This window comes from Mesorhizobium sp. M0296 (assembly GCF_040321675.1).
Lineage (GTDB): Bacteria > Pseudomonadota > Alphaproteobacteria > Rhizobiales > Rhizobiaceae > Mesorhizobium.
Map to the genome: position 1 here is coordinate 301,434 of NZ_JAMYRZ010000001.1, position 17,590 is coordinate 319,023.

A 17,590-nucleotide genomic window follows, 5' to 3' on the forward strand; every position below is an offset into this window, starting at 1 on the left:
CGGCCTGGCGGGCAGGGGTTTAGAAGAAGCAGTCATGTTAGCGGGACCAATCGAACCGACCAACACCGAGACGGAGTTGGCTCCCAAGGCCGCAGGCCGGGCGCGGGTCGACGCGTTTGACGTTGCGCAGCGTCATTCGCGCCGGGTCCGTATCCTCAAGCTGGCCGTGCCGCTGGTCGCTGCCGTGATTGCGGTCGCGTTTCCCGTCTATTCCTATCTCATGGCTCCTGCTGCAATCGAGGTGCAGGCCGACGGCGGCGCCTTTGCCGATGGCAAGCTGGTGATGGCCAACCCCAAGCTCAACGGCTTCACCAAACAGAACCTGCCCTATTCGATGACAGCCCTGCGCGCCATACAGGATGTCAGCAAACAAGGCATCATCGATCTGGAAGGCATCAAGGCCAAGCTGCCGATTGCGGCCGACAACACGGCCGCCATCGATGCCACGCACGGCACCTATGATCGCGACGGCAACACGCTCAGCCTGACCAGCGATGTGACCGTGTCGACCACGGACGGTGTGGTGGCAAAATTCAAATCAGTCTATCTCGACATGGGCGAAGGCACTATGAAGACAAGCGAGCCCGTCGATGTCAGCCGCGGCGGGTCGCGGATCAGGGCGGATTCGATGTCGGTCCAGGACAATGGCAAGGTCCTGGTTTTCGAGAACAAGGTGCGCGTCGACATCGATCCCGCCAGTTTGAAGGCGGCAGAGGCAAAGAGCGGAGAGACCAATGCGGTTCAGTAGTTCGGCACGGCGCCTCGCCGCGATTTCGGCGTTGCTAACCTTGGGGCTGACCTTGGGGACGGCGCCGTCGCTGGCGCAATCCAGTGCCACCAGCCAAATGTCCGGCCTCAGGCTGTCGGGCGACAAGCCGATCCAGATCGAAAGCGACAAGCTCGAGGTGCGCCAAGCGGAAAGCGTTGCCGTCTTCACCGGCAACGTCAACGTCGTCCAGGGTCCAACCGTGCTCAAGGCCGGCAAAATGACGGTCTATTACGTCAGGGATGCAGGCGCTGCCAAAAGCGCCCAGCCGGCGGGTGCCGCGGCAATGACCGGATCCGCCAACATCGACCATCTCGAGGTCGACGATAAGGTCTACATCAAATCGGACAATCAGGTTGCCACCGGCGACCGCGGCACCTTCGACATGAAGACCGAAGTGCTGGTGCTTTCGGGCAGCAAGGTCGTGCTCTCGCAAGGCGACAACGTGCTTGTCGGCTGCAAGCTTACCGTGCAGATGAAGAGCGGCCTTGCTCAGGTCGACGCTTGCGGCGGCCGCGTCATGATGTCGATCACGCCGCCGGCGAAGTCTGGAGCAGCGAAACCCTGATGACCGGTATATCGTCGCTGCTGGCGCGTCTTCCAGGGCGTGCCGCCAGCAAACTTGCGGCACCGGCCAGGGTCACCGTCGAAGCGGCAAAGTTCAAGGGAACCTTGATCGCCAAGGGGCTGACCAAAAGCTACAAGGGCCGCAAAGTCGTCAGCGGCGTGACGCTGGGCGTGCGCGCCGGCGAGGCGGTTGGGCTGCTCGGCCCCAACGGCGCCGGCAAGACGACCTGTTTCTACATGGTAACCGGCCTGGTGCCGGTCGATGAAGGCACGATCGAAATCGACGGTTTCGACGTCACGTCGATGCCGATGTATCGCCGCGCCCGTCTCGGCATCGGCTATCTGCCGCAGGAAGCCTCGATTTTTCGCGGCCTGAATGTCGAGCAAAACATCCGGGCCGTGCTCGAAGTGGTCGAAAAGAGCCGCAAGGAGCGTGAGCGCCTGCTCGACGAATTGCTCGAGGAATTCCACATCAGCCATCTGCGCAAGGCTCCGTCGCTGTCGCTCTCCGGCGGTGAGCGGCGACGCCTCGAAATTGCCCGCGCCTTGGCAACCCGCCCCGCCTACATGTTGCTCGACGAACCTTTCGCCGGCATCGATCCGATCGCCGTCGCCGACATCCAGCAGCTCGTGCGCCACTTGACGGCACGTGGCATCGGCGTTCTGATCACCGACCACAATGTCCGCGAGACACTTGGCCTGATCGACCGCGCCTACATCATCCATGCCGGCCAGGTGCTGACTCATGGTCGAGCCGACGAAGTGGTCGCAAATGCCGATGTGCGGCGGCTTTATCTCGGCGAGGGATTTACGCTCTAAGTGCGAAATTCCGGCTCGAGCGGGATTTCCGGCGGAGTCCAGCAGCTTTTTCTTCAATTTTCTGCCTGAAAACGCTCCGACAGGCGAGTTTCACCGCTCCTCGCCTTGACAAGCAAAAGCCGGGCCAGTTTCTATGCTGGCCTGGAAAATTCCTTCCAGCAGTGCGGGTGCGTAGACGGAGCGTTTGAAACCGAACCATGGCGTTGGCGGCAAAACTACAGCTACGACAGTCACAGTCGCTGGTGATGACGCCGCAGCTGATGCAGTCGATCCGCCTGCTGCAGTTCACCCATCTCGAGCTGGAACGCTTCATCGACGACGAGATCGAACGCAATCCCCTGCTGGAACGCGCCGAACCGCAGGAGGACGCCGCCAGCGACCAGGCGCAGAAGGGCGACGCTGCATCGGAACCGGCTGCCGACGGCGACTGGTTCGAGGCGGAAACGGCGTGGAGCGCCGAGGCGATCTCGGAAAAGCTCGATACGTCGCTGGAAAACCTGTTTCCTGACGATCCTGGTACGAGCGAGCGGCTCGGGCCCGACCTGACGGCACAATGGAAATCGGCGTCCGGCAACGGTTCCACCTCTTCCTCCGACGGCTTCGACGTCGCCGATATGGCGGCGGCGGCCATCACGTTGCGCGACCATGTCGGCGAGCAGGTGGCGCTCGCCTTTGCCGATCCGGCGGCGCGCCTGATCGCCGGCGAGCTTGCCGACGGCCTCGACGAGGCCGGCTACCTGCGTGCCGACATGGCCGAGATCGCCGCCCGCCTCGGCACGGACGCCACGGCGGTGGCAACGGTCCTGGCGGTCTGCCAGACATTTGAGCCCGCCGGCATATTCGCCCGCGACCTCGCCGAATGCCTGTTGCTGCAGCTGGCCGTGCGCGACCGGCTCGATCCGGCGATGAAGGCGCTGATCGCCAATCTCGAACTCCTGGCACGGCGCGATTTCCAGACGCTGAAGCGGATTTGCGGCGTCGACGAGGAGGATCTGCTCGACATGCTGGCCGAGATCCGGGCGCTCGACCCGCGGCCGGGAATGGCGTTTTCGCGCGGTGCCAGCGATGCGATCGTGGCCGACGTCGAGGTGCGTGCAGCCAATGACGGCAGCTGGACGGTCGAGCTCAATGCCGAGACGCTGCCGCGCGTGCTGGTCGATCACATCTATTTCGCCCAGGTCACGCCACATGCGAAAAACCAGGCGGAAAAGGATTTCCTTGCCGAATGCCTGCAGAACGCCAACTGGCTCACGCGCAGCCTCGACCAGCGGGCGAAGACCATTCTCAAGGTGGCCTCTGAGATCGTGCGTCAGCAGGACGCTTTTCTCGTCCACGGCGTGCGGCACCTGAAGCCGCTCAACCTGCGCACGGTGGCGGACGCTATCGGCATGCACGAATCAACGGTCAGCCGGGTCACGGCAAACAAATACATGCTGACGCCGCGCGGTGTGTTCGAGCTGCGCTATTTCTTCACCGCCTCGATCGCTTCGTCAGGTGGCGGCGATGCGCATTCGTCGGAAGCGGTGCGCGACCGCATAAAGCAGCTGATCGACGAGGAGAAAGCCATCGATGTGCTTTCCGACGATGCCATCGTGGACATGCTGCGGGAAAGCGGCGTCGATATCGCCAGGCGCACGGTGGCCAAATACCGGGAAGGCATGAACATACCCTCTTCGGTGCAGCGGCGGCGCGAAAAACGCGCTTTGGCCAGCGCCGGCCGTTGATCTCCGGCGGAATTTCCACAGCTTTCGCCCTTCATTGACAAGCGGCGACGAAGTGGCTAGAAGCCCGCCCGCATGAGACGGGCTGGCGAGTGGATTTGAGTTCGCCGATGCCCGCACGAGAGATGGTCCGTCACGACGTAGGCCACGGGACGGCCAAGAAGGCGGCTTGTGATCAACCGGAAAGTTCGGATCTAAAATCGGCGCAAGTGACGCCGCAAAAGCTTGTGCGCGCGGACCACGAGTATAAACTCGGGACAGTTTGAAGCCTGAGCAAGGAAGGTCAGTTTTCAGATGACACTGCGCATATCGGGAAAACACATGGATATCGGCGATGCGTTCCGTACGCGCATCAACGACCGTGTCGGGGAAGTGATCGGGAAATATTTCGATCGGGGCTTTTCAGGGCAAATCGTAGTCGTCAAATCGGGGTCGCGCTACACGGCCGATTGCATGATCCGGCTGGACTCCGGTGCTTCGCTGCAGGCGACCGGCGATGCCCAGGATCCAACGCTTGCCTTCGATACCGCGGCAGACCGTCTGGAAACGCGCCTCAGGCGCTACAAGCGCCGGCTGAAGTCGCACAATTCGGGCAATAGCAACGGCGAGCTCACCGACGTCGCCTATACGGTGATGGCGCCGCTTGCCGACGACGAGGAGGATATACCGGAGAATTTCGCGCCGGCCATCGTCGCTGAATCGACTATGACGCTGCGGACCATGTCGGTGGCGTCAGCGGTGATCGAACTCGACACCAAGGACAGCCCGGTCCTGGTCTTCCGCAATGCCGGAAATGACCATCTCAACATCGTCTATCGCCGGCCGGACGGGAATATCGGCTGGATCGACCCGTCCACGGCCAAGGTCGCGCAGGGGTAAAGACCAGCCGCACGCGAGCGTGGGGACTGGCGACGGCAGGCGAACAAGGGATTTCAAGCATGGATCTGAGCGATCTCGTCAGCGTTCCGGCAATCATGCCGGCGTTGAAGGCGAACTCCAAAAAGCAGCTGCTGCAATTGCTGTCCGAAAGGGCGGCGGCGATTTCCGGCATTCCGGAGCGAGAGGTGTTCGACACCATCCTGCAACGCGAGCGGCTCGGCTCCACCGGCGTCGGCAACGGCATCGCCATTCCGCACGGCAAGCTGGCTGGGGTGAAGCGGATCGCCGGCGTTTTTGCCCGGCTGGAGACACCGGTGGACTTCGAGGCCCTCGATGATCAGCCGGTCGACCTGGTGTTTCTGCTTTTGGCTCCCGAAGGTGCCGGCGCCGACCACCTCAAGGCGCTGTCGCGCATCGCGCGGGTGCTGCGCGACGCCGACACGGTTGCCAAGATCAGGGGCACGCGCGACGCCGTGGCCATCCATGCGCTGCTGTCGGACACGCAGGCCTCGCACGCCGCTTGAGGTTTTGATTAAATCCGTTGAAGGGCCGCCGTGAGCGGCCCTGTCCGTTTCCAGCCAGATCGCTGCGCCGTATTTGTCAGTGGATAACGACGTTAGTGGATAGCGACCGGGGTCAGATCGTTTTCCAGCGCGCCAGCCAGTGCCCGGTCGCGAGCGTCCGAAAGCAGGATCGGCTGGCCATTAGCGGCAAACAGGGCCCACAGTTCCAGACCCGGCGCGATTTCGCCGAGGCCCGGGAAACGGCCGCGCAGATCGTCGCTCGACACTTTCCTGAGATAGGCGACCGAACCTTCGCCGAGATGGGCGAATTCGCCGCTGGTCATGATGATATTCTCGTTAGTTCTGGTCATTTCAAGCCTCCTTGCCGCGAGACGCCGCTCAAGGCCATCCCGCATGAGAGCTATCGGCAAAAATCAGTCTTTCACCGATATGTTTATTTTTCGTACCAGCCGTTCGGATTCCGGCCGATCGAGATCGATCAACAGAAGGCCGTTCTTCAATTCCGCCGCAATCACCCGCATGCCGTCGGCCAGCACGAAACAGCGCTGGAACTGGCGCGCGGCGATGCCGCGGTGGAGAAATTCGCGCTCGGTGTCGTCGTTCTGACGGCCGCGCACGACCAACTGGTTCTCCTCCGTTGTGACATCGAGATCGCTTTCCGCGAAACCGGCGACGGCGAGCGTGATACGCAGCCTTTCGGTTTTGCCGTCGGCACCGCTGAGGCGCTCGATGTTGTAGGGAGGATAGCTGTCACCGGACTTTGCCAACCGCTCCAGCGTCTTTTCCATGGAATCGAAACCGAGGAGAAGCGGGCTGGAAAAAGGCGTCATTCGGCTCATGTTACAGTGTCCTCTCAAGAGCGACATAAAGTGGAAAAACCCGGATGGCATTTTTCCCGATGGTCTTGATATGGTCCGCCGCCCGGCAGACTTCAAGCCGTCACACGTCCCGCCCAAAAAGACTTGCCAAAACAAGGAATTGAAATGCCCCAATCCCGCAGGATCATCATCGACACTGACCCCGGCCAGGACGATGCAGTCGCCATATTGCTGGCGCTCGGCAGCGCCGAGCTGGAGATCGTCGGCATCACCGCGGTGGCCGGCAACGTGCCGTTGAAACTTACCGAAAAAAACGCCCGCAAGGTCTGCGAGCTGGCCGGCCGGCCGGACGTCAAGGTCTATGCAGGCGCCATCCGGCCGCTGGCGCGCGAACTGGTCACCGCCGAGGAAGTGCATGGCAAGACCGGCCTCAACGGGCCGCAACTGCCCGAACCAAAGATGAAACTGCAGGAAGAGTATGCGGTCGATTTCATCGTCGAGACGCTGATGAGGGAGGAGAGCGGCACGATCACGCTTTGCGCGCTCGGGCCGCTCACCAACATTGCGTTGGCGCTGATCCGCGAGCCGAAAATCGCGCCGCGCATCAAGGAAATCGTGCTGATGGGCGGCGGCTTCTTCGAGGGCGGCAACGTCACGCCGACCGCCGAGTTCAACATCTATGTCGATCCGCATGCAGCCGATGTCGTGTTCAAATCCGGCATTCCGATCGTGATGATGCCGCTCGACGTCACCCACAAGGCGCTGACCACCGCCAAGCGCACGAAGGCCTTCCGTAAGCTCGGCACCAGGGTCGGCACGGCCACCGCGGACATGCTGGAATTCTTCGAACGTTTCGACGAGGAGAAATACGGTACCGACGGCGGCCCGCTGCACGATCCTTGCGTGATCGCGTATCTGCTGAAGCCGAAGCTGTTCAAGGGTCGCAACTGCAATGTCAGCGTGGAAACCGCCTCGGAGCTCACCATGGGCATGACGGTGATCGACTGGTGGGGGGTGACCAAACGGCCGAAGAACGCCATGGTGATGCGCGACATCGACCATGATGCGTTTTTCGCGCTGTTGCTGGAAAGGCTGGGGCGGCTTTAGCGCCGTCTTTCATTCCCGAAGCAGACGATACGTTTCGGTGTCGTTCATGCGACGCTGTCGCTCGATCAATACTTGCGAGCCGATGGCGCGCGGCGCGCGCGGGTCGCCATACACGAACACCAGGAGGTTACTTTCTTCGAGACGGATTCCATAGAGATAGCGGAATCCGTCACCGACCGCCCCTTCAGCATTGAGGACGTTAACCACCGTGCCTGTCACGCGCTCCACATCGACGATGGGGCTGCTCCGCCTTGCAATCAGTGCACCGATTGCCAAAATGCAGACGCCCACCACAAGGCTGGTGATAATGACGCCCCGGAGGTTTTCCCGCAGCTTCAACAAGGTGAAGGCCAGCCGCGCTCTTGCCATGGTTCAACTTGCAAATCGGTAAAAGACGAAGCCATTGTCGCGCGTGACGCGCTCGATGCCGACGCGCGAGCCGATCAGATGCGGGAGGTCGTCGTAAACCAGGACCGTCGAACCGTTCTCAAGGACCAGCAGATATTGGATATTCCGCCCTTTACCCTGTCTACTTTTGATCGTCGCATCGACCGGGTCAACCGACCGGATCGGACTTGCGTCATTCGCCCATTTGTTCAGAGCCGACGGAACCATCACCGCGAACAAACCGATGAACAGGATCACGCCAAACGCGTTCCTTTTCAAATCCGCGTAAGTCCACGGCATAGACATGAATCCCCAACTGTTGATCCATGTGGTGGCCTGAAGGCCGACTTTCAATCGGCCTTCCTATTCCAGGATGTTGCTGTTGGCGTCGCCGGGCTCGCGGCCGTTACTTCGCCTTGGAAAAGGCCAGCCACAGGCCGCCGCCGACCAGGAAGCTGCCGCTGATCCTCGACAAGAGCTTGACGCGGCCGGCCGACAGCAGGCGTCCGGCGCGGCCGGCGGCCAGCGCGTAGGTCGAATCCGAGACTGCGGCGAAGATCATCGCGGTGAGACCCATGACGCCGATCTGTAACGCGTAATTGCCTTCAGGCGCGATGAACTGCGGAAAGAAGGCGCCGAAGAACACTAGCGTCTTTGGATTGCTGATCGCCACCAGCAGCCCCTGCAAAAAGAAGCCGCCACGCGGCCTTTTTGCCGATCCGTCGGCGTTCAGCTTGCCTTTCGAGCGGAACATCTGCACGCCCATCCAGATCAGGTAGGCGGCGCCGATCAGCCGGACCCACTCGAACCAGTGGCCCATGCCGGCGATCAGCGAGGTCAATCCGATGCCGACGATGGCGATCATGATGGCCAGCCCGGCCTGGGTGCCGGCAACATTGGCGAGACCGGCGCGCGAGCCGTGGCGGATGCTGTTGGCGATGATCAGCGTCACTGTCGGCCCCGGCACCAGGATGATGACGATGCAGGCGACGACGTAGGTGGCGTAGAGTTCCAGCGACATTTTTCCCTCCACAGAATGCCGCTCGTGCGGCGCGCTGTCGCGATCAATGCATGACGATGAGTTGCGTGCAAGTCGGCGAGGCGCCGACAATACGGAGCTGATTTTAGCAGGCGCCGGCCTGCCATGGCAGCGTGGCCTCATAGGCGGCAGCCGCCCTCAGCACGGAGAGGTCACCGCGCGGTCGCCCGATCAATTGCATGCCCATTGGCCTGCCCCTGGCGTCGAAGCCCGCCGGTACGTTGACCGCCGGGCAGCCGCCCAGCGTGGCGAGCGCTGAGACCTGCATCCAGCGGTGATAGCTGTCCATGGCACGCCCGGCCACTTCCCTTGGCCAGTGGGTGACGACATCGAAGGGAAAGACCTGTGCGGCTGGCAGCGCAATCAGGTCGAAACGCTCGAAGAGCGACAGCAGCATTCGATGCCAGGACGAGCGCCTCACCGTGGCGGCATGGATCTGCGGCGCGGTGAGGCGCAGTGCATGTTCCACCTCCCAAACGGCCTCCGGCTTCAGCAGACTTCGTTTCAGGAGATCGTCGTAATGCGCCTTGAGTGCACAACCGCTGCTCGCCTGGCGAAGCGTTACAAAGGCTTGCCACAGCGCTTCGAAGTCGAATTCCGGCATCAGCGGCTCGGCCTCGAAGGATACACCCGCGAACCGGCCGAGTGCTGCCTCGCAAAGCTGTAGAATGCCTGCTTCAACCGGCAGATGACCTTCGAGATCGCCGAGCCAGGCGATACGCCCGCCGGCCGCCGGCGTTTCCACCCCTTGGAGAAACGAGCCTGGCTTATCATGCGACAGCGGCGCGCGAGGATGGTAGCCGGCCTGCACGTCGAGCAGCAGCGCCATGTCCCGCACCTTACGCCCCATCGGCCCTTCGACGCCCATTTGCGCAAGAAACACATCAAGGTCAGGGCCGGCCGGCACCAATCCCTGCGATGGACGGAAGCCATAGACATTGTTGTAGGCAGCGGGATTGCGCAGGGAACCGCCAAAATCGCTGCCATCGGCAACGGGAACCATGTCGAGCGCCAGCGCGACCGCCGCACCGCCGCTCGAGCCGCCGGCGGTCAGCGCCGGGTCAAATGCGTTGAGCGTCTGTCCGAACACGGTGTTGTAGGTGTTGGAGCCGAGCCCGAATTCGGGAACGTTGGTCTTGCCGATGATGATCGCGCCGGCCTTGCGGACGCGCTCGACGAAGAAGTCGTCTTCCTCAGGCACAAAATCGGCGAAGATCGGCGAGCCGAAGGTGGTTCTCAGGCCTTTTGTCAGCGCAAGATCCTTGATCGCGATCGGCAGGCCGAACAGCGATCCGGTATCTCCACCTCGCGCCAGATGAGCGTCAGCGCTGTCGGCCTCGCGCAGGATGTCGGCACGCTCACGCAATGAAACGATAGCGTTGACCAGCGGGTTCACCGCCTCGATCCTGTCGAGGAATGCCGCGACCACTTCGCGCACCGAAAGCTGCCGGCGCCGGATCTTCCCGGCAAGCGCCACGGCAGACAGGCGGCAGATGTCGCCGGCGGGCGGCACCGCATGCTTGGTCGTCGGGCGCATGGCTGTCATCCGGCTTCAGCCTGTAGATTTCTGCAGAGCGGCATCGACGTCCCTGGCCAGCGGGATGGCCGGCTGTGCACCGGCTTTCAGGCAGGCCAGCGAACCGGCTGCGGCAGCGCGGGCAAGCGCCTGGTCGAGCGGCAGGCCGGCTGCCAGCCCGGCTGCAAAATAGCCGCAGAACGTGTCGCCGGCGCCGACCGTATCGAGCGGACTGATCTTCAGCGCCGGAACCATCAGGAGATCGTCCGGCGTTGCCGCCAGAACGCCGTCCGCGCCAAGCGTGACGACGATGGTGCGGCCGGTTCTCGCGGCATAGTCGCGCATCCGTGCCGGGCGGTCGCGGCCATTCAACGACAGCGCCTCGCCATAGAGGTCGAACTCGGTTTCGTTGGCGACGACATAGTTGGCTTTGCCGAGGAAGCCGGCCGCGTCGCCATGGAAAGGGGCGGTGTTGAGCACGGTGATCGCGGCGGCTGTCCTTGCCGCGTCGAGTGCTGCCTCGACGGTCTGCAGCGGGATCTCCAGTTGCAGCAGCACGACGTCGCCGTTTTTTACGAAAGCCTTGGAAAGGTCACCCGGCACGACCGAATCATTGGCGCCCGGCACAACGGCGATCACGTTCTCGCCGTCGGCGCCGACCATGATCAACGCGGTACCGGTCGAGGCAAAGGTCTCGCCGACGCCGGACAGGTCGATCTTGCCGTCGCGCAGCAGCGCCAGAGCCTCGCTGGCGAAGCTGTCCTTGCCGACCGCGCCGACCATGCGCACCTTGGCCCCGGCACGGGCGGCGGCCAGCGCCTGGTTGGCGCCCTTGCCGCCGGGGGCAGTAGCGAAACCGGAGCCGCGCACCGTCTCGCCGGGACCGGGCAAGCGGTCGACACTGGCGATGAGATCGAGATTGATGGAGCCGATGACGACGATCAAGAAGTGCCTCCCGCTAGCGCATACCACTCTAATTGCGCGGGAAGCTACTCCGTAAGATCGCTGCTTGTCACCCTAGCGGTCCTTGCATCGCTCCAATCGTTCCATTCGTTGGCTATTTAAGAAGAGACCTGTCCCGCCTCCCAGCCGAGGATGGCGCGTTTGCGGGTCAGGCCCCAATGGTAGCCGGTGAGTGCGCCGGACTTGCCGAGAGCCCGGTGGCACGGCACGACGAAGGACATCGGATTGGCACCGACCGCGGCACCGACAGCCCGGCTGGCACTCGGTGCGCCGATGCGCGCGGCGATCGAGGAATAGGTGCAGGCCTGGCCCATCGGAATGCGCAGCAAGGCCTCCCAGACACGGACCTGGAAGTCTGTGCCGATCATGACAACGCGCAGCGGCTGGTCGGCGCGCCACAGCGACGGATCGAAGATGCGCGCGGCATAGGGCGCCGTCGCCGCCATGTCCTCGACATAGGTCGCATTCGGCCAGCGGCTGGTCATGTCGGCAAAGGCCGCACGCTCGCCGCCGGGGTCGTTGAAGGCGAGGCCGGCGAGGCCGCGGTCCGTCACCATGATCAGCGCGATGCCGAAAGGCGAGATATGATAGCCGTAGCGGATGGTGAGCCCTGCGCCGCGGGTTTTGTAATCCCCCGGCGACATCGCTTCGTGGGTGACGAACAGATCATGCAGCCGGCCTGGGCCGGACATGCCGAGTTCGAACGAGGTTTCAAGCAGCGGCATGCCGGCATCGAGCAGCTTGCGCGCATGATCGAGGGTGACGGCCTGCAGAAAAGCCTTGGGCGACAGGCCGGCCCAGCGGGTGAACAGCTTCTGCAGCCCGGTCGGCGTCTCGCCGACCTCCTCGGCCAGCACTTCCAACGAAGGCTGGTCGCGATAGTCGAGGCTGATCTTTTCGATGGCACGACGGACGATTTCGTAGTCGCCGCCTTCAGGCGTGATGTCTTTCTGAAGGATTGCTGTCGTTTTGAGAGGCATTTGGGCGTTCATGGCAGTATCTCCTTGAGTGCGAATATCGTCCTTCGCGGCGCCGATCACCACCCGAAACTTGCTTTCCCGCGGCATGTACCCAGATAGAGCTGGGCTTTGAATGGGGAGGACGGTCGTGGCTGGTGAAAAAGTAAACCTGACCGGGGCAAAGGAGACCTTGTTTTTGACACTTTACGGCAAGGCGCTGGAGAGCCGGCTGCCCAATTCGCTGCTCAGGGACTACTTTGCCGACGAGGCGGTGCGCAACATCGACTATGATTTCTCACGGCTCAGGGTCGACAACAATCTCGGCGTCGGTCTAGCAATCAGGGCAAAGACGCTGGACGTCTGCGTTCAGGACTTTCTCGCCCGAAATCCTGACGCCATCGTACTGCATCTCGGGTGTGGGCTCGATACGCGCATATTCCGTATCGACCCGCCAGCCGGCGTGGACTGGTTCGACGTCGACTATCCCGAAGTCATCGACCTCAGGCGCAAGCTCTATCCAGTGCGGGATCACTACCACCTGATCGCTTCGTCGGTCACCGAACCGGGATGGCTGAACGAAGTACCTCGGGATCGCCCGGCCATAGTCGTGGCGGAAGGCCTGACTCCCTACCTGGGCGCCGAAGAGGGGCAGCAACTGTTTTCTCGTTTGGTGGGACATCTTTCGAGCGGCGAACTGGTTTTTCGATGCCTATAGTCGCCTGGGCCTGAAGATCATTCGCCTCAATTCCTCCTTCCGCGCCACCGGTGCCGAGGTCCACTGGAGCATCGAGAACCCGCGTGAATTGGAGCGAGCCGTTCCGAAGCTGCGGTTCGTCGAGGACATCCCTGCCTATAAGCCGGAACATGCCGCTCGCATGCGCTGGTTCGCGAAACTGTTCGTTCGCCTTTGGAAAAACATTCCAGCATTGCGCAAGATCGGCAGGCTGTTGCGCTATCGGTTCTGAAACGCTGGCTCAGCGCGTCTTGGCGGTCGCCAGAGCGCGCGAAAATGCGGTGGCAAAACTTTCGCGGTCGTCAGGGTTGAGGAAGCCGCCGATCGAGACGGTTCTTCCTTGCGCCTCGACCGCCATTCTGGTGATGCCGATCTCGGCGTGGCGGGCGATCGAAAAGCGCGCCCAGAACGGATTGAAGCGGTGTGCTTCCGATTTGCCTGACGGGGCAGTCTTGCGGATGTCGAGGCTGGTGCGCGACACCGATACCTCCTCGCGAGCCCGGGCGGCACGATAATTGGCGCGGAAGGCGATGTAGACGGCGATCACGTCGAGGCCGAAGAAGCCGAACACCGGCCAGGCGCCGCGCGACAGAAAAAAAGCTCCGGTCACCAGCCAGCCGAACAGCAGGGCGCTCATCAATATGGCAAAGCCGGTCTTGCCCAGCGACCGGTGCGGTGTCAGCAGCGCCTGGAAAAATGGCTCGTCGGCCTGAAATGAGGCGTTTGTGTCGCTCATTGGGGAATATTATAGGAAGGCAATGACAAGCCCCAAGCCCAAAAACTCTTCTGCGCTAAAAAAAGAGCTGTTGCCCGGCCGCCGCGACGGCTCGAACGTCAAGCCGCGTCCGCGGCCGGCGAGATCGCGGGCGCTTTACAGCGCGGCCGAGGTGCATGAGATTTTCCGGCGCTTTTCCGTTCAGCGGCCGGAACCGAGGGGCGAGCTCGAACATATCAACGCCTTCACGCTGTTGGTGGCGGTGGTGCTTTCGGCTCAGGCGACGGACGCCGGCGTCAACAAGGCGACGCGGGCGCTGTTCAAAATTGCCGACACGCCGCAAAAGATGCTGGCGCTGGGCGAGGCCAAGCTCGGCGACCATATCCGCACCATCGGGCTATGGCGCAACAAGGCCAAGAACGTCATCGCGCTGTCGGAGGCGCTGATCCGCGACCATGGCGGCGAGGTGCCTGAGGATCGCGATCAACTGGTCGAGCTGCCGGGTGTCGGCCGCAAGACCGCCAACGTCGTGCTCAACGTGGCATTCGGCCAGCATACGATGGCGGTCGACACGCACATCTTCCGCATAGGCAACAGGCTCGGCCTGGCGCCGGGCAAGACGCCGGAACAGGTCGAGCAAGGTTTCCTGAAGATCATTCCGGATGAATATATGCGGCATGCGCATCATTGGCTGATCCTGCACGGCCGCTATGTCTGCAAGGCGCGCAAGCCGGATTGCCCGGTCTGCGTCATCGCCGATATCTGCAAGGCCAAGGAAAAGACGACCAGCGTGCCTGCACCGCTGGTGGAGATCGCGCCGCTCGGGCCAGGAGAAGCGGCTACTGAGTCAGTGCCCGGCAAGTGACTGTGAAGTTCCTCGTATGTGGCGCCGTCCACGTTCAGCAACTCTCCTCGACGAACACCTCCTCGCGCTTCTTCCTGACCGCGGGGAGAAACACGATGACGAGCACGGCAAGCGCGATGAGGAGCAGGCTGGCGCTGATCGGCCGCGTCACGAAGGTGCTCGGATCGCCGCGCGAGAGGATCATGGCGCGGCGCAGGTTTTCCTCGAGCAGCGGGCCGAGCACGAAGCCGAGCAGCAGCGGCGCAGGTTCGCAGCGCAGCTTGGTCAGGAGATAGCCAAGCAAGCCGAAGAGGGCGACGGCATAGAGGTCGTAGACGTTGGTGTTGACGCTGTAAACGCCGATCGAGCAGAACGCCATGATGATCGGGAAGAGCACGTAATACGGGATCGTAAGCAGTTTCACCCAAAGCCCGATCAGCGGCAGGTTCAAGATGATCAGCATCAGATTGCCGATCCACATCGAGGTGATGATACCCCAAAACAGCGCAGGCTGTTCGATGGCGACATTGGGGCCGGGCACGATGCCCTGGATGATCATCGCGCCGATCATCAGCGCCATTACCGGGTTGGCCGGAATGCCGAGCGTCAGCATCGGGATGAAGGAGGTTTGGGCGCCGGCATTGTTGGCCGATTCCGGTCCGGCGACGCCTTGGATGGCGCCCTTGCCGAATTCCCCGGGATTTTTCGAGACACGTTTTTCGACGGTGTAGGAGGCAAAGGCGGCAAGGATCGCGCCGCCTCCCGGCAAGATGCCGAGCGCCGAACCGATGATCGTTCCGCGCACGATGGGAGCCGCCATGCGCCGAAAATCTTCGCGGGTCGGCATAAGGCCGGAGATCTTTCGGATCAGCACGGAACGCTCATGCTCGTTTTCGAGGTTGCGCAGTATCTCGGCGACGCCGAAGACACCGACCGCCACTGCGACGAAATTCAGCCCGTCGGCATATTCGCGGATGCCGAGCGTGAAACGGGGTGTACCGGTGTAGATATCGGTGCCGACAAGGCCGAGCAGCAGGCCGAGCACGACCATGGCCAGCGCCTTGACGATCGAGCCGTGGGCGAGCGCGACGGACGAGACCAGACCGACAATCATCAGCGAAAAATACTCGGCAGCACCGAATTTCAACGCTATCGCCGTCAGCGGCGGGGCAAAGATGGCGACGAGGAAGGTCGACACCGTGCCGGCAAAGAACGAGCCTATCGCCGCGGTCGCCAGTGCCGCCCCGGCGCGGCCGTTCCTGGCCATCTGGTAGCCGTCGATGGCGGTGACGGCCGACGAGGATTCGCCGGGCATGTTGATGAGAATAGCGGTAGTCGAGCCGCCATACTGCGCGCCGTAATAGATGCCGGCGAGCATGATCAGGGAGGAAACCGGATCGCCGATCTGGAAGGTGATCGGCAACAGCATGGCAATGGTTGCGGTGGCGCCGATACCGGGCAGGACACCAATCAGCGTGCCGAGAAGGACACCGATCAGGCAGAAACCGAGGTTTGCCAAAGATGTGGCCGTCGAAAAGCCGAGTGCGAGATTGTTGAGGAGTTCCATTTCATCTCCTCACAATGATAGGGGCAGCCACGGGCCGAAACGCCGGAACGGCAGGCCGAGTGCGTAGCTGAAGATGACGAACGCGAACAGCGTCAGGCCGGCCGACAGCACGAGCGCGGTCAGCGGCTTCATGCGGCCGCTGGCAAACGATGCGATCAGCGCCGTCAGGAAGATCGATGGGATGAAGCCGAGGCCGCGCACCGTCAGGCCGAAGAAGATCGGAGCAGGCAGGATGAACAGCATGCCGCGCCACGCAATGTAACCGATCGGCTCGCTCTCGAAGCGCACTGCCTCGACTAGGATGACGGCGCCGAGCAGAATGAGCACGATCGCCAGAACCAGGGGGAAATAGCCCGGCCCCATGCGAAAGGCGGTGCCGATTTCGAGGCCCAGCGACTGCAGCGCGAAAAAGGCGCCAATAAAGATCAACAGCGCGGCGCATATACCGTTGGTTCTGTCGATTGCGAAAGGTTTCATGGCGTCCTCCCGGCCCGCCTCACGGGCGTGCCGATGCCGGTGTAAAAACGGGGCGCTGGCGGCGCCTCGTTAAAAACCTTCAGTCGGCGTACTGGCCGGCCGCTTCGATGATCGGCTTCCAGCGCGCAATCTCACTTTCCAGCTTGGCCTTGAGCGCGGCCGGCGTGGCATCGGCCTCGGGCGACGGCTTGGTGCCGAGTTCGGCAAATCGGGCGACGACGTTCTGGTCCTTCAGCGCCACCTGCAGAGATTTCGACAGGCGTTCGGTGATCTCGGCCGGCGTGCCCTTCGGTGCATAGATGCCGTGCCAGATGCCGACCTGCACCTGGGGAAGACCGGCCTCTATCGTCGTCGGCACGTCCGGCAGCACGTCTAGCCGTTGCGGCGAGGTTACGGCATAAGCCTTGATCGTGCCGCCCTGGATCTGCTTGGTGGTATTGGTCGTCTGGTCGCACATGATGTCGACCTGGCCGCCGAGAAGATCGGTCATGGCCGGACCGGTGCCCTTAGAGGGTACGGTGACCAGCGGCGTGCCGATGGCGCTCATAAACAGCATGCCGCACAGATGCGAGGCGGCACCGATCCCGGCATTGGCAACGGTGATGCTGTCCTTGTTGGCCTTGGCGTAGTCGACCAGCCCCTTCAGATCGGTCGGCTCGAGGTCCTTGCGGCCGACGATGGTCATCGGCACCTCGGTGACGAGGCCGACATATTCGAATGCGTTCAGCGTGTCGTAGGCGAGCTTTCTGTAGAGCGTAGCACTTGTCGCCATGCCGATGTGATGGAGGAGCAGCGTGTAGCCGTCAGGCTCGGCATTTGCGACGCGGCCGGCGCCCAGTGTGCCGCCGGCGCCGCCGACATTCTCGACGATGACCTGCTGGCCGAGGTCCTTCGACATGGCTTCCGCGACAAGACGCGTGACGGTGTCAGTAGGGCCGCCGGCCGAAAACGGCACGACAATGGTGATGGTGCGTTCGGGGTAGGTCTGCGCGCCAGCGGCCGGTGGGTAAAGCATGGCGGCCGCAGCGACAGCTAGCGCGGCGACGAATTTTCTCATCGTGATTCCTCCCAGGATATGATTGCCAACCGCTGCGCGGAGTTCCTCTCAAAACCGAATGTAGATGGAGCAATAACTAGCGCAACCCGACAAATGACAATCGGGCTCAAACGGCAAACTGCACGTCTATCC

The 17,590-nt window shown here is 62.4% G+C and carries 21 protein-coding genes; 9 read left to right on the forward strand and 12 right to left on the reverse strand.

Annotation, left to right across the window (positions count from 1 at the left end):
- The first annotated feature begins 34 nt into the window (after positions 1-34).
- The 6 genes from lptC (at position 35) to ptsN (ending at position 5,276) form a co-directional block, all read left to right on the forward strand.
- Positions 35-748: an LPS export ABC transporter periplasmic protein LptC gene (lptC, locus tag NKI97_RS01495; RefSeq protein ID WP_023675263.1), complete on the forward strand. Its 714-nt coding sequence runs from the start codon at positions 35-37 to the stop codon at positions 746-748.
- Complete coding sequence (locus NKI97_RS01500) at positions 735-1,334, forward strand: LptA/OstA family protein (protein WP_352448322.1); 600 nt, start codon at positions 735-737, stop codon at positions 1,332-1,334. The genes lptC and NKI97_RS01500 overlap by 14 nt, the downstream gene beginning before the upstream one ends.
- Positions 1,334-2,152 (forward strand): LPS export ABC transporter ATP-binding protein, encoded by an 819-nt coding sequence (lptB, locus tag NKI97_RS01505; protein WP_292664962.1) that lies wholly within the window; start codon positions 1,334-1,336, stop codon positions 2,150-2,152. Before NKI97_RS01500 ends, lptB begins: the two co-directional genes overlap by 1 nt.
- 197 nt (positions 2,153-2,349) lie before the next feature.
- Positions 2,350-3,876: an RNA polymerase factor sigma-54 gene (gene rpoN, locus NKI97_RS01510; RefSeq protein WP_352742963.1), complete on the forward strand. Its 1,527-nt coding sequence runs from the start codon at positions 2,350-2,352 to the stop codon at positions 3,874-3,876.
- A gap of 291 nt (positions 3,877-4,167) precedes the next feature.
- Positions 4,168-4,752 (forward strand): ribosome hibernation-promoting factor, HPF/YfiA family, encoded by a 585-nt coding sequence (gene hpf / locus NKI97_RS01515; RefSeq protein WP_023675267.1) that lies wholly within the window; start codon positions 4,168-4,170, stop codon positions 4,750-4,752.
- A 59-nt stretch (positions 4,753-4,811) separates the two neighbouring features.
- Complete coding sequence (gene ptsN / locus NKI97_RS01520; protein WP_023675268.1) at positions 4,812-5,276, forward strand: PTS IIA-like nitrogen regulatory protein PtsN; 465 nt, start codon at positions 4,812-4,814, stop codon at positions 5,274-5,276.
- Positions 5,277-5,368: 92 nt separating this feature from the next.
- On the opposite strand, the gene NKI97_RS01525 is transcribed toward ptsN, so the two are convergent.
- Both NKI97_RS01525 and NKI97_RS01530 read right to left on the reverse strand, forming a co-directional pair.
- Positions 5,369-5,626, reverse strand: a complete 258-nt coding sequence (locus NKI97_RS01525) for a BQ00720 family protein (protein ID WP_023675269.1) — start codon at positions 5,624-5,626, stop codon at positions 5,369-5,371.
- A gap of 63 nt (positions 5,627-5,689) precedes the next feature.
- The gene (locus tag NKI97_RS01530) at positions 5,690-6,115 is read right to left on the reverse strand and encodes an Hsp20 family protein (protein ID WP_352448320.1); all 426 of its coding nucleotides are present in this window, start codon (positions 6,113-6,115) and stop codon (positions 5,690-5,692) included.
- Positions 6,116-6,259: 144 nt separating this feature from the next.
- On the opposite strand from NKI97_RS01530, the gene NKI97_RS01535 reads away from it, so the two are divergent.
- Entirely contained in the window at positions 6,260-7,201 is a 942-nt protein-coding gene (locus NKI97_RS01535; RefSeq protein ID WP_352448319.1) for a nucleoside hydrolase, read from the forward strand.
- A gap of 9 nt (positions 7,202-7,210) precedes the next feature.
- On the opposite strand, the gene NKI97_RS01540 is transcribed toward NKI97_RS01535, so the two are convergent.
- The 6 genes from NKI97_RS01540 to NKI97_RS01565 form a co-directional block, all read right to left on the reverse strand.
- The gene (locus NKI97_RS01540; RefSeq protein ID WP_352448318.1) at positions 7,211-7,570 is read right to left on the reverse strand and encodes a hypothetical protein; all 360 of its coding nucleotides are present in this window, start codon (positions 7,568-7,570) and stop codon (positions 7,211-7,213) included.
- 3 nt (positions 7,571-7,573) lie between these two features.
- Entirely contained in the window at positions 7,574-7,942 is a 369-nt protein-coding gene (locus tag NKI97_RS01545; protein ID WP_352832333.1) for a hypothetical protein, read from the reverse strand.
- A 52-nt stretch (positions 7,943-7,994) separates the two neighbouring features.
- The gene (locus NKI97_RS01550; RefSeq protein WP_352465943.1) at positions 7,995-8,609 is read right to left on the reverse strand and encodes a LysE family translocator; all 615 of its coding nucleotides are present in this window, start codon (positions 8,607-8,609) and stop codon (positions 7,995-7,997) included.
- 103 nt (positions 8,610-8,712) lie between these two features.
- Positions 8,713-10,173 carry an amidase gene (locus NKI97_RS01555; RefSeq protein ID WP_352448316.1) on the reverse strand — a complete coding sequence of 487 codons (1,461 nt, stop codon included), beginning with the start codon at positions 10,171-10,173 and terminating at the stop codon, positions 8,713-8,715.
- A gap of 6 nt (positions 10,174-10,179) precedes the next feature.
- The gene (locus tag NKI97_RS01560) at positions 10,180-11,088 is read right to left on the reverse strand and encodes a ribokinase (protein ID WP_352832336.1); all 909 of its coding nucleotides are present in this window, start codon (positions 11,086-11,088) and stop codon (positions 10,180-10,182) included.
- 116 nt (positions 11,089-11,204) lie between these two features.
- The gene (locus tag NKI97_RS01565; RefSeq protein WP_352448314.1) at positions 11,205-12,098 is read right to left on the reverse strand and encodes a methylated-DNA--[protein]-cysteine S-methyltransferase; all 894 of its coding nucleotides are present in this window, start codon (positions 12,096-12,098) and stop codon (positions 11,205-11,207) included.
- A gap of 115 nt (positions 12,099-12,213) precedes the next feature.
- Here NKI97_RS01565 and NKI97_RS01570 point away from each other — a divergent pair, with 115 nt between their 5' ends.
- Entirely contained in the window at positions 12,214-12,780 is a 567-nt protein-coding gene (locus NKI97_RS01570) for a class I SAM-dependent methyltransferase (protein ID WP_352832339.1), read from the forward strand.
- Positions 12,781-13,039: 259 nt separating this feature from the next.
- On the opposite strand, the gene NKI97_RS01575 is transcribed toward NKI97_RS01570, so the two are convergent.
- Positions 13,040-13,534: a DUF2244 domain-containing protein gene (locus tag NKI97_RS01575; protein WP_352448312.1), complete on the reverse strand. Its 495-nt coding sequence runs from the start codon at positions 13,532-13,534 to the stop codon at positions 13,040-13,042.
- A gap of 22 nt (positions 13,535-13,556) precedes the next feature.
- Between NKI97_RS01575 and nth the strand changes: the two genes are divergently transcribed.
- The gene (nth, locus tag NKI97_RS01580; protein WP_352832342.1) at positions 13,557-14,378 is read left to right on the forward strand and encodes an endonuclease III; all 822 of its coding nucleotides are present in this window, start codon (positions 13,557-13,559) and stop codon (positions 14,376-14,378) included.
- A gap of 34 nt (positions 14,379-14,412) precedes the next feature.
- On the opposite strand, the gene NKI97_RS01585 is transcribed toward nth, so the two are convergent.
- From NKI97_RS01585 to NKI97_RS01595, 3 genes are all read right to left on the reverse strand, one after another.
- Positions 14,413-15,924: a tripartite tricarboxylate transporter permease gene (locus NKI97_RS01585; protein WP_352832345.1), complete on the reverse strand. Its 1,512-nt coding sequence runs from the start codon at positions 15,922-15,924 to the stop codon at positions 14,413-14,415.
- A 9-nt stretch (positions 15,925-15,933) separates the two neighbouring features.
- Positions 15,934-16,401 carry a tripartite tricarboxylate transporter TctB family protein gene (locus NKI97_RS01590; RefSeq protein WP_352448309.1) on the reverse strand — a complete coding sequence of 156 codons (468 nt, stop codon included), beginning with the start codon at positions 16,399-16,401 and terminating at the stop codon, positions 15,934-15,936.
- Between the two features lie 79 nt (positions 16,402-16,480).
- Complete coding sequence (locus NKI97_RS01595) at positions 16,481-17,458, reverse strand: tripartite tricarboxylate transporter substrate-binding protein (protein ID WP_352832348.1); 978 nt, start codon at positions 17,456-17,458, stop codon at positions 16,481-16,483.
- Between the last annotated feature and the right edge of the window lie 132 nt (positions 17,459-17,590).

Bases quoted from the DNA above. Each gene is read 5' to 3' on its own strand.
- rpoN (WP_352742963.1), top strand. From the start codon at position 2,350: ATGGCGTTGGCGGCAAAACTACAGCTACGACAGTCACAGTCGCTGGTG.
- NKI97_RS01535 (WP_352448319.1), top strand. From the start codon at position 6,260: ATGCCCCAATCCCGCAGGATCATCATCGACACTGACCCCGGCCAGGAC.
- NKI97_RS01585 (WP_352832345.1), bottom strand. From the start codon at position 15,924: ATGGAACTCCTCAACAATCTCGCACTCGGCTTTTCGACGGCCACATCT.
- NKI97_RS01555 (WP_352448316.1), bottom strand. From the start codon at position 10,173: ATGACAGCCATGCGCCCGACGACCAAGCATGCGGTGCCGCCCGCCGGC.
- NKI97_RS01590 (WP_352448309.1), bottom strand. From the start codon at position 16,401: ATGAAACCTTTCGCAATCGACAGAACCAACGGTATATGCGCCGCGCTG.
- NKI97_RS01565 (WP_352448314.1), bottom strand. From the start codon at position 12,098: ATGAACGCCCAAATGCCTCTCAAAACGACAGCAATCCTTCAGAAAGAC.
- NKI97_RS01525 (WP_023675269.1), bottom strand. From the start codon at position 5,626: ATGACCAGAACTAACGAGAATATCATCATGACCAGCGGCGAATTCGCC.
- ptsN (WP_023675268.1), top strand. From the start codon at position 4,812: ATGGATCTGAGCGATCTCGTCAGCGTTCCGGCAATCATGCCGGCGTTG.
- NKI97_RS01540 (WP_352448318.1), bottom strand. From the start codon at position 7,570: ATGGCAAGAGCGCGGCTGGCCTTCACCTTGTTGAAGCTGCGGGAAAAC.
- NKI97_RS01550 (WP_352465943.1), bottom strand. From the start codon at position 8,609: ATGTCGCTGGAACTCTACGCCACCTACGTCGTCGCCTGCATCGTCATC.
- NKI97_RS01575 (WP_352448312.1), bottom strand. From the start codon at position 13,534: ATGAGCGACACAAACGCCTCATTTCAGGCCGACGAGCCATTTTTCCAG.
- NKI97_RS01530 (WP_352448320.1), bottom strand. From the start codon at position 6,115: ATGAGCCGAATGACGCCTTTTTCCAGCCCGCTTCTCCTCGGTTTCGAT.
- NKI97_RS01595 (WP_352832348.1), bottom strand. From the start codon at position 17,458: ATGAGAAAATTCGTCGCCGCGCTAGCTGTCGCTGCGGCCGCCATGCTT.
- nth (WP_352832342.1), top strand. From the start codon at position 13,557: ATGACAAGCCCCAAGCCCAAAAACTCTTCTGCGCTAAAAAAAGAGCTG.
- hpf (WP_023675267.1), top strand. From the start codon at position 4,168: ATGACACTGCGCATATCGGGAAAACACATGGATATCGGCGATGCGTTC.
- lptC (WP_023675263.1), top strand. From the start codon at position 35: ATGTTAGCGGGACCAATCGAACCGACCAACACCGAGACGGAGTTGGCT.
- lptB (WP_292664962.1), top strand. From the start codon at position 1,334: ATGACCGGTATATCGTCGCTGCTGGCGCGTCTTCCAGGGCGTGCCGCC.
- NKI97_RS01500 (WP_352448322.1), top strand. From the start codon at position 735: ATGCGGTTCAGTAGTTCGGCACGGCGCCTCGCCGCGATTTCGGCGTTG.